The 9,692-nt window shown below is 42.6% G+C and carries 11 protein-coding genes; 8 read left to right on the top strand and 3 right to left on the bottom strand.

The window, feature by feature from the left end; genetic code table 11:
• Positions 1–336 precede the first annotated feature (336 nt).
• Complete coding sequence (locus KTE19_RS11465) at positions 337–1,116, bottom strand: sulfite exporter TauE/SafE family protein (protein ID WP_217165431.1); 780 nt, start codon at positions 1,114–1,116, stop codon at positions 337–339.
• Between the two features lie 204 nt (positions 1,117–1,320).
• On the opposite strand from KTE19_RS11465, the gene KTE19_RS11470 reads away from it, so the two are divergent.
• Positions 1,321–2,769, top strand: coding sequence for a C69 family dipeptidase (locus tag KTE19_RS11470; protein WP_430681884.1), 1,449 nt, complete (start codon positions 1,321–1,323; stop codon positions 2,767–2,769).
• 270 nt (positions 2,770–3,039) lie between these two features.
• Here the strand turns inward: KTE19_RS11470 and KTE19_RS11475 are convergent, their stop codons facing one another.
• Entirely contained in the window at positions 3,040–3,525 is a 486-nt protein-coding gene (locus KTE19_RS11475) for a hypothetical protein (protein ID WP_217342326.1), read from the bottom strand.
• A complete protein-coding gene (locus tag KTE19_RS11480; RefSeq protein ID WP_217342328.1) occupies positions 3,525–3,728 on the bottom strand; it encodes a helix-turn-helix transcriptional regulator in 204 nt (67 codons plus the stop codon). Before KTE19_RS11480 ends, KTE19_RS11475 begins: the two co-directional genes overlap by 1 nt.
• Positions 3,729–3,899: 171 nt before the next feature.
• Here KTE19_RS11480 and KTE19_RS11485 point away from each other — a divergent pair, with 171 nt between their 5' ends.
• The 7 genes from KTE19_RS11485 to yaaA all read left to right on the top strand — a co-directional run bounded on the left by KTE19_RS11485 (position 3,900) and on the right by yaaA (position 9,515).
• Entirely contained in the window at positions 3,900–5,039 is a 1,140-nt protein-coding gene (locus tag KTE19_RS11485) for an NADH-dependent flavin oxidoreductase (RefSeq protein ID WP_217162628.1), read from the top strand.
• Between the two features lie 181 nt (positions 5,040–5,220).
• The gene (locus tag KTE19_RS11490; protein ID WP_217162626.1) at positions 5,221–5,586 is read left to right on the top strand and encodes a hypothetical protein; all 366 of its coding nucleotides are present in this window, start codon (positions 5,221–5,223) and stop codon (positions 5,584–5,586) included.
• On the top strand, positions 5,583–5,894 hold the full coding sequence (locus KTE19_RS11495) for a hypothetical protein (protein ID WP_217162625.1): 312 nt from the start codon (positions 5,583–5,585) through the stop codon (positions 5,892–5,894). The genes KTE19_RS11490 and KTE19_RS11495 overlap by 4 nt, the downstream gene beginning before the upstream one ends.
• A gap of 22 nt (positions 5,895–5,916) precedes the next feature.
• Entirely contained in the window at positions 5,917–6,366 is a 450-nt protein-coding gene (locus KTE19_RS11500) for a hypothetical protein (RefSeq protein ID WP_217162624.1), read from the top strand.
• 172 nt (positions 6,367–6,538) lie between these two features.
• On the top strand, positions 6,539–7,954 hold the full coding sequence (locus KTE19_RS11505; RefSeq protein WP_217342327.1) for a DHA2 family efflux MFS transporter permease subunit: 1,416 nt from the start codon (positions 6,539–6,541) through the stop codon (positions 7,952–7,954).
• Positions 7,955–8,000: 46 nt separating this feature from the next.
• Positions 8,001–8,720 carry a sulfite exporter TauE/SafE family protein gene (locus tag KTE19_RS11510; protein WP_217162622.1) on the top strand — a complete coding sequence of 240 codons (720 nt, stop codon included), beginning with the start codon at positions 8,001–8,003 and terminating at the stop codon, positions 8,718–8,720.
• A gap of 45 nt (positions 8,721–8,765) precedes the next feature.
• Positions 8,766–9,515, top strand: a complete 750-nt coding sequence (gene yaaA, locus KTE19_RS11515) for a peroxide stress protein YaaA (RefSeq protein WP_217162621.1) — start codon at positions 8,766–8,768, stop codon at positions 9,513–9,515.
• Positions 9,516–9,692: the final 177 nt, after the last annotated feature.

Raw genomic sequence — 9,692 nt, forward strand, 5'->3', positions numbered from 1 at the left:
CTGGGATAATTTTTCATAGCTTAAACTCGCTTTTTACATAGAAGTATATCAAAAATCATAGATCTTGGACAGCTTCTAAGAACATTGAACGTCAGGCTCATGCTAAAAAAGAAGCTGCTAAGCAAGAAATTAAGATTCAAGAACGGCAACAAAAAGCCAAACGAAAGGCAGCCCGGAAAGATGCTAAGGCACTGGTCCGCCAAAAGAAGCTGGCCCAGAAGGCTAAACAGTATGATTCTGATGATAACGATCATCAATAATCATAAAAATAGCGGATTGAAACGCTGACCGGATACATCAACGCTTCAATCCTTTTTATTTGGGCTCAACGATTAGCTAAAAGTAAGCGGTCACAAACAAGTATCCCGCTAACCCAAACGCTGCTAAAGCAATCAGTGCCCGGAGTAAATGAATATTCGCGTGGCGCACAATAATCGGGCCAGTGTAGCCGCCAACCAACAAGCCAAATCCCATTGGAATCACATACAACCAGTATATGTGCGACTTAAAAATGAAGATAATGGTTGCAACCAAATTCCCAATAAAAGCAATCGCATTCTTCGTCGCATTAATGACCGTGAATTTTTCATCCATGATAATCGATAGAATTGCCAGAAAGATGACGCCACCCGCCGCACCAAAGTAACCGGTGTAGGCACCAACCACAACGATCCCGGTTAAGCTGATGAGTGCAACCCAAAAGTGCTTCTCAGGTGATGCATGTGCTTCTCTCATCTTCCGAGTTGACGTATCTTTCTTGCGACCCGACATCAGGAGCAAAATCCCTGCAAATAAAATAAAAAATGGCACAACCTTCTCAAATGATGATGCCGGCGCGATCAATAGCAAGTAACTCCCGACAATGCTACCGATCAGTGACAAGCCAACGTAAATTCCCAGTCGCTTCCAATTTCCCCTGAGTTCCTTCATCGACGAAGCCATTGACCCAATACCAGAAAAGACCAAAGCGGTGGTATTAGTCACGTTGGCGATGACCGGGGGCAAACCAACCAACAGCAGGGCTGGATAAGATGCCAGCGAGGCCAATCCAGCGACTGATGCCAAGAGACCAGCGACGAATCCCGCGATGATTAAAAAAATAAAAATCCAAACCATGAGTAGGCACCCTCTCCATTAACCAATTTTGAACAATCTATTATTAATATACTACTTTTTCCCTTCGAAAGGATTTTTTCGTTTCGGCCCGCCTGTAAATGGGCCAGGAACTGCAGTATAATTTGAGACATAACAATTATTTAGCTATAATTTAAAGCGGTATCTGATTCAGTTGTCGGATAATCGCTTTTATTGAGAGAGGAAATGAACTTGTTGAAAACTGCTTTAAATCTTTCCAGTTGTACTGCTTTTTTAGCTGGTAAAAATGCTACGGTTGATGGCTCCACGATGATCGCCAGAAATGAAGATGCTGGTGGCGGCATCAATGCTAAACGATTTGTCGTCGTTAATTCCACCGATCAACCAAGTGAATACATCTCAACCTTTAACAAATTTCGATTGAAACTACCTGACAATCCCCTTCGTTATACCGAGACGCCTTGTGCCGACACAAGTGACGGCCTTTGGGGCGAATCTGGTATTAACACCGCCAACGTTGCCATGAGTTCGACCGAAACCGAATTTACCAATACCACAATGTTGGGGCTCGATCCCCTGGTGCCAGACGGAATTGGCGAAGAGGCCATGCTGACAGTGGTTTTGCCATACATTCATCATGCCCGTGAAGGGGTTCAACGCTTGGGTGATTTGGTTACAAAATTTGGTACCTGTGAAAGTAACGGTATTGCCTTCTCCGACTCAGATGAAGTCTGGTACTTTGAAACGGTTGGCGGTCATCATTGGGCAGCTCAACGCATCCCCGATGACGCTTACGTGCTCGCACCTAACCAAACAGGGATTCAAGAAATCGACTTCAACGACACCGATCACTTTATGTATAGTGCTGATTTGAAAGCATTTGCCGAAGAATATCATCTGAACAAGGCGCGTAAAGGCCTCAATTTCCGTGACATCTTCGGTGAAGATACTCAAGCCGACCATTATTACAACACCCCACGAGTTTGGTATGGTCAAAAATATTTGAATCCCGAAATTGATCAGGATCCTGAAAGTCGGACAATGCCATTTACCAGAGTGGCCGATCATTTAATTTCTGTTGAAGACATTGCTTTTATCTTGAGCAGCCATTATCAAGGGACCGATTTTGACCCCTATGGCAAAACGGGAACTGAAGAAACCCGCCAACGTTACCGTCCAATTGGGATGAACCGCAATCAAGAGATGCATATCTTACAAATTCGGCCAAGCTTCCCAGCAGCGCATGCCGCCATTCACTGGTTGGCTGAAGGCGTTAACGAATTCAATGCGCCCGTGCCATTCTTTGCCAACTGCACCGATACGCCCGCAAACTTCAAGAACACCCCGCTGCTCACAACAACTGAGAGCTTCTATTGGCTAAATAAATTGGTTGCAATGTTGGCTGATCCATTCTTTGCCGAACATGATCTTGACGCAATGACGGCCGTTTCTGAAAGCCGCAAATTTGGATTTGCCAATGGCCGGGCCGCAGTCGCTGCCGCAGATGCCGAGTTTAAACAAATCGACAAAGCTCAGCTACCGGATTGGCACAATCAAGTTAACGCAAAAATTGCCAATACAATTACCGAAAATGTGAAAGATCTCCTTCACCAGCTTGTATTATTGCGAGCTGAAAAAATGGTGCCAACGTTTGAAAAGGGCGGCGAACTGTAACTTGATCACATTATTGGCTAAAGCTAGCCAACAATTGTTCGATCAGCGCCCGACTATTTTCTATTGATCATCATGCTAAAAATAATTTAGTCTAATCTGTCGTCCCAACATCGCAAAAAATCCGCCATCATTTCTCATTCTGGAATGATGGCGGATTTTTTGTTGAGAAGCTGAAGCAATTTGGTGGCACAGCTTCAATTTAATGATTAAGGTTAAACGACTCGATAATTATTTGATGCTTTAATTCTAAGATTCTATCCGCACCCTTCCCTATGACCTGTCCAAATGTAAATAGGCAAACACATATCCCCATTCATTGATCATCATTGCGATAAACAGTGCTGTCCCAGAAAAAATGATCCAAAAGATTAACCCAAAACCAGTTCCAAACAAAATGATGATATAGGGAATTATGAAAGCAATAATCAGATAATTAATTGTCAGTCGAGATGATATGTATGTTGCTGTGAGCATCAGGCGCCATTCCCGTTCATCATTATGTTCCATGTCTACTGGATAGCCACTCTCGCTAAAATCAAAAAATTTGATTTTCCGATTCATCTTTTTAGTTTTTGTCAAAAGTAGGAGATCAAAAATGATCCCCATTGCTAATATTGCCCACAAAATCACTGAAACGTTCAGTGGCACATTGAAATAACCCCGATAAAGTGCGCTAATTAGAAAGAATACGTAAATAGCTCCTAATCCGGCAGTCGCAGCTATTGCGACATTCATGATGTGTTTTTTAGTATTCATTATTTTCCTTCCTTTCCATAAATAAAAAGTTCATCAACCGTTGTGTTCAATACCCTCGCCAATTTAAAAGCCAATTCCAATGAAGGATCATATTTTTCATTTTCGATTGCATTAATTGTCTGTCGAGTCACTAAGGTCAGTTCACTTAGTTCTGCCTGAGACAATTTCAATTCTTTTCGACGGCTCCTAATCGTATTTTTTATAACAATTCCTCCCATTCAATGTAAAACTTATTTTACATTTATAGTAAAACATGTTTTACATGATATGTCAAACTTGTTTTACATCATTTCTCCAAGACACCCGCTTTCCATCAAAGCATTCTTCACTATGCTAGAATAAGATCATATCTTAAATTATATGGAGGTTTTCCAATGGCAACCTATCATTTTCTCAATCCTTACACGCTGCGAAACGGCGTTACCATCAAGAACCGGATCGCAATGTCGCCAATGACCGAACAATCCAGCTTTGAAGACGGCTCAATTACAACTGACGAAATTGACTACTATCGCCTGCGGTCTGGCGGTGTTGGCCTGATGATCACCGGCTGTGCCAATGTTAACGAACTTGGCAAGGGCTTTGAAGGTGAGCTAAGTATTGCCAGCAGCAAAATGCTTCCTGGACTGCGGCGATTGGCTAATGCCATGAAGCTTAACGGGACTAAGGCAATCTTACAAATCTTTAGTGCTGGGAGAATGAGCAATTCTAAGGTTCTCCGTGGTAAACAGCCGGTTTCTGCTAGTGCCGTTGCCCCCTTGCGACCTGGCGCTGAAACGCCACGCGCCCTTAGCAATGCTGAAATCGAACAAACGATCAAAGACTTTGGTCATGCCACTCAGCTCGCTATTGACGCCGGCTTTGATGGTGTTGAGCTTCACGGAGCCAATACCTACCTACTGCAACAATTTTTCAGTCCCCATTCCAATCGGCGAACTGACAAATGGGGTGGCAGCCTTGAAAACAGAATGAATTTCCCATTAGCCGTTGTTTCTATTTGCGCGGCGGTTATTAAACATTCAAAACCGTCATTTATTTTAGGTTATCGAATTTCCCCTGAAGAAATCGAAACCCCCGGAATCCGTTTGGCTGACACACTAGCCTTAATTCAAAAGCTGAATCAAATGCCGATCGACTACCTTCACCTTTCCCTAGCGGATGCGTTTGCCACTTCAATTGTCGATCGGACAGATCCTCAACCAATATTTGAAAAGATTCAGCCACTTCTTGACGATAATTTGCCATTAATGGTTGTTGGCCACCTAGCCACCCCTGCTCAAGTCGAAAAACTCATTGATACTGGAGTTGCATTTGCTGCGATGGGTCGAGAATTAATTCGGGAACCAAAGTGGGTTCAAAAGGTTGAAGCAAATGATGAAAATGCCATTCGTTACACATTCTCGCTGCGTGATCTTGACGAATTAAAAGTGACCCCACCCCTACTTAATTTCTTGATGACTGCCTTTAGAAAGGGATTTCCGTTGTCGACGGATGAAGAGCAGTTGAAGTTGTGATGTTAGGACAGCTCCTCCAAACAAAGATCTACATGTAAGCACCTCAAACAAAAATTCCCAAACCCGGAATTTCTGTTCGAGGAGACTTACACTCCGATCTCTAACTGTTTGGATCCGCTCACTTTTTTTCTTGACCACACAAACATATGTTCGTATAATGAACACATGGAGGTGAGGCCTTATGATTCGCAACGTTCCTCGTGACCAATGGCTTTATAACGATCGCGGTATGATGAAGTGGTTAGGTTACTTTCTAAGTGATCACACTCAAGACATGACTGATAAAAAAATCAGCGAAGTTCCCACTACTCGTTTACCGCAACAGGATCCAGAAGTCATCGATCATTTTTTACAACTCAGTTGGGAAAATTCCAGAGAAATCATCCTTCAGCTAAATGGTGAAGCCTATTTAAGTGTTTATAATATTGATGGTATTGTTATTGGTGCCAATGATCATTTAATTTACTTTCAGACTGACAAAACAGTTACAATAAACGTAAGCGATATTCGCCACGCAGAATTCAAAAAAGGAAGTCATGCATATTGAAAGAAACGTTTACCGCCCCATGTACTGATAACTCAATTACCGTAACCGTTGATTCAATTAATAACCAATATTTAGCATTAAGGCGGGCGTCACTTGACGTTGCCCCTCTGGATTCCGTTCAAGTCACCTTAACGGATGAACCCGTTGACGGTCACAGCTATTACGAAGCTGCCGGCTTTAAGGTGGAAGCCAATGGCCAATTACAGGATTATAACCTAAAACCTGGTGACTATGCCGTCTATCGAGCAATTCCAGGCGGTGAACCCAGCATGGTAATTCAATTAATAACCCCTGATAATCAAAAATAGCCTTTATTTTGGAAGCGATAAAATGAATCAATCATTAACCCTCAGCCTGCTAATCGCCGTCCCCTTAGCAATTGGCAGTGTCTCAACGACTACAAACGCTAAAGCGGCAACTTGGCATACCGGCACCCCGACTGCTTTTCAGGGCCACTGGCGTAATAAAACGGTCAATATTGGTAAGTATTTTGGCATGAAGAAGTTATATAGTCATGAATCGGTTCGCGTTAAGAGCAACCGAATTGATGCATCCCTCACCCAGTCAGCCGGCTGGCATTTAACGAATACCAAATGGAGAAAAATCAATAGCCATGCCTACACGATAAAGGGAAAGAACGCCTTAAATGAATTACATACCGGGCGATTTACCTTTAACAAAGTCAGTGGAAAACAGGTTAAAATTTATTACGATGGCTTTAATATCGCTAAGGGAACCCCGTTTTCACCGTATTTTTATCGAGTGACTAAAAAAGCTTAACCCGATTACTCTCACAGCCCCAATTCATCTAAGTAGCTGAGAATTTAAATTCATCTCGGCTACTTTTTTTGCTGAGAAATAGGAATTGACCATAGGGTTTGACTTAGCAATCCATAATCCTTACACTATTTAGAGTTGCTTCACCAAAAATACATAGTTAGAAGTCCTGTTAATGTCAAAAGAAATTAAACGCGCACTGTTTATTATGGTGTTCGGCACTTTCTTTGGAATCCTTTGCTCAACACTGATGAACGTTGCCCTGCCAACCTTTATGCGGGTATTTAATATTTCTTCGTCCACCGTTCAGTGGGTTAGTAACGGCTACATGCTGGTCAATGCGATCATGATTCCAGTTAGTGCTTATCTCACCAAAAAATTCACCTTTCGTTCGCTATTCATTTCATTTAGTACAATTTTTCTCATCGGTACCATTTTTGGTGCATTGGCGCCTAACTTTTTCACGTTAATTATTGGGCGGATGATTCAAGCAGTCGGCTCCGGAATGATGATGCCACTGGTAAATATTTTGGCAATTCGCTATGCCAGCCGGGGTAAACAAGGTGCCGTCATGGGAATTGTCGGCTTAGCGTTTAACTTTTCGCCAATCATTGGTCCCACCCTTTCTGGCGTGATTTTAGATTATTTTTCATGGCGTTATTTATTCATTTTAGTGCTCCCATTTATTGTTCTTGATCTAGGTTTCGCCCTCATCGCATTACCCAAGATTCCAACTAAGCAAGAACCGCAATTTAATGTGACTGGCCTTATCACCATCAGCCTTGGCTTGCTTGGATTATTATGGAGTTTTTCAAACGTCGGCGAATTCGCGATTACCTCAACAACGGTTTGGCTGCCATTTTTAGTTGGGGTGGCTTTAATCACTACATTCATAATCACCCAGCGACAGTCAGATCACCCCTTTGTGAATCTCGCTGTTTTTAAAAACGCCCAATTCACAACCGCCACCCTGGTTAATTCACTCATTGTGTCCACCATGTATGGCAATACGATTCTATTGCCATTATTAATCCAAACCATCATGGGCAAAAGTGCGATCATCTCCGGTCTGGCGTTACTTCCTGGCGCGTTATTAACTGGGTTCATGTCACCGATCAGCGGTCGGTTGTTTGACCGTTATCCGGTTCGAATTATCGTAACCACCGGCATTCTAATTGATTGTTTGGGAACGATGATGCAGGCTTTCATTGATGTTAACGCCTCAGTAGCAATGCTGACGCTGGGCCAAACGATTCGGCAACTTGGCTTAGTCCTCATTCTCATTCCGATTCAAACCCAAGCGTTAGCTTATTTACCAAGCAACTTAATTTCTGATGGCGTGGCCGCCTTTAACACCCTCCGACAGATTGCAGCATCGTTTGGAACCGCGATTATTGTCGCAACCATTAATATTGGCAGCCACCTCTTTGTCAGCCAGCCCAACCACCAGCAAATCGGCATTCAAGCCGGCTTTACGATGTGCTTGCTGTTTCTGATCATCGCATTAGTTGTCTCAAGAAAGCTATATACCAAACATTCACCCACCCCAACCACACGGCTAAAAACGCCAGCCAGCGTATCAAAGCTTTAAAAACTTTGTTATCTAAACGAACTATTGCCCAAGGGAGAGTGAGAAAATGACCACATTACTTTTCGTATTACTGCCCGCAGTTCTTGCCGGCATCGTCCAAGGGGTGACCGGTTTTGGTTCCGCCATTGTTCTCATGGTATTTTTACCCACGATTTTGCCGATCCCTCAAAGTGCTGGGGTTGCTTCGCTCATTATGTCAGTGTCAAATATCATGCTAGCGTGGCGATACCGTCGTAGTCTGAGCTTCAAGCGAATCATTTGGCCATTTCTGGTCTATGCCAGCGTGGCCTTTGTCGCCTTGAAATTAGTCAGTTCAATTGATGTTCACCTGCTTAAATCGATGTTGGGCGGCTTATTAGTTGCCCTATCGCTCTATTTTCTCCTCATTAAGTCTGGTGGTCGCAAACATTATCCTATTTATGTTGCCATTATCTTCATGGTGGTTTCCGGCTTCTTTAATGGTTTATTTGGGATTGGTGGACCGCTCATGGCACTCTATTTTCTGTCACTTGCCGATACCAAAGAAGCGTACTTGGCCTATATTCAAACTTTCTTTTTGATTGATCAATTGTACGTCACCAGTGTTCGATTCTATGACGGCATTTTGGGGACCAATGATATCCCCTTCATCTTAATTGGGATTGTTGGTGGCGTAGTTGGCACCATGATTGCCAATCGAATCACGGCTCATATGAATATCCAGATGATCCAAAAATGCGTCTTCGTTTTAATTGGCATCAGTGGGCTATTCTATCTTGTTCAATAGTGCGATCACGAACTGTTAAACAACGAAAGGATTTTAACAATCGTCATGAAAATCATCATTTCTCCGGCTAAAAAAATGATTGTCAACCAGGATGACTTTGATATCCAGGGATTACCCGTTTATCTTGAAAAGGCTCAGGAATTATTAACCGCCATGCAGCAATTGGATTATGAAGCGGCCAAAAAGCTATGGCATACGAGCGATAAATTAACTCAACCCAATTACGATCACCTTCAAAACCTTGATCTGACAAAACACTTGACCCCCGCTATTTTGAGCTTTTCTGGGATTCAGTATCAGTACCTGGCGGCTGACCTGTTAACAACACCAGCATTGGATTATTTACAGCGCAACTTACGAATATTATCAGGATTCTATGGCATTTTGAAACCTTTTGACGGCATTGCGCCGTATCGTTTAGAAATGGGGGCAAGGTTATCAGTAAGCGGCACTCAAAACCTTTATGACTTTTGGGGTAATGACTTATATCAAGCAATTAGCGCAGAAAAAGAGCCGATTATTAATCTGGCTTCAAAAGAATATTCAAAAGCAATTACTTCCTATCTTCAATCACCCGACCAGTTCATCGATATTACCTTTGTTCATGAGGTTGATGGTCAACTCAAAACGCGCGCTACCTTGGCTAAAATGGCTCGGGGTGAGATGGTCCGCTTCATGGCTGAAAATCAACTTGAGAATCCAACCGATCTCAAAAACTTCGATTCCCCAAATTACCAGTTCAGCCCAGCGCATTCGACGGCGACAAAATTCGTTTTTATCAGAACCAAACCCTAAAAACAAATGGATATTGTCAGCTTTTCAAATCACAATCGCATTATGACCCTAAAACAAAAAGAGAATGAAACAGATTAACATGCCAATCCATGTTTTGTGACCTATACCCCCAAAGTTAAAGTAAAAACTTTAGCTTTGGAGGTATTTTTTATGACTAAGATTTCAAAAGAAACAAAA

This window comes from Lentilactobacillus dabitei (genome assembly GCF_019061365.1).
Taxonomy (GTDB): Bacteria; Bacillota; Bacilli; order Lactobacillales; family Lactobacillaceae; genus Lentilactobacillus; species Lentilactobacillus dabitei.

What these genes read in the sequence shown, in the direction of transcription:
- KTE19_RS11465 (WP_217165431.1), bottom strand. Translation starts at nt 1,116, where the DNA reads ATGGTTTGGATTTTTATTTTTTTAATCATCGCGGGATTCGTCGCTGGT.
- KTE19_RS11470 (WP_430681884.1), top strand. Translation starts at nt 1,321, where the DNA reads ATGAACTTGTTGAAAACTGCTTTAAATCTTTCCAGTTGTACTGCTTTT.
- KTE19_RS11475 (WP_217342326.1), bottom strand. Translation starts at nt 3,525, where the DNA reads ATGAATACTAAAAAACACATCATGAATGTCGCAATAGCTGCGACTGCC.
- KTE19_RS11485 (WP_217162628.1), top strand. Translation starts at nt 3,900, where the DNA reads ATGGCAACCTATCATTTTCTCAATCCTTACACGCTGCGAAACGGCGTT.
- KTE19_RS11490 (WP_217162626.1), top strand. Translation starts at nt 5,221, where the DNA reads ATGATTCGCAACGTTCCTCGTGACCAATGGCTTTATAACGATCGCGGT.
- KTE19_RS11500 (WP_217162624.1), top strand. Translation starts at nt 5,917, where the DNA reads ATGAATCAATCATTAACCCTCAGCCTGCTAATCGCCGTCCCCTTAGCA.
- KTE19_RS11505 (WP_217342327.1), top strand. Translation starts at nt 6,539, where the DNA reads ATGTCAAAAGAAATTAAACGCGCACTGTTTATTATGGTGTTCGGCACT.
- KTE19_RS11510 (WP_217162622.1), top strand. Translation starts at nt 8,001, where the DNA reads ATGACCACATTACTTTTCGTATTACTGCCCGCAGTTCTTGCCGGCATC.
- yaaA (WP_217162621.1), top strand. Translation starts at nt 8,766, where the DNA reads ATGAAAATCATCATTTCTCCGGCTAAAAAAATGATTGTCAACCAGGAT.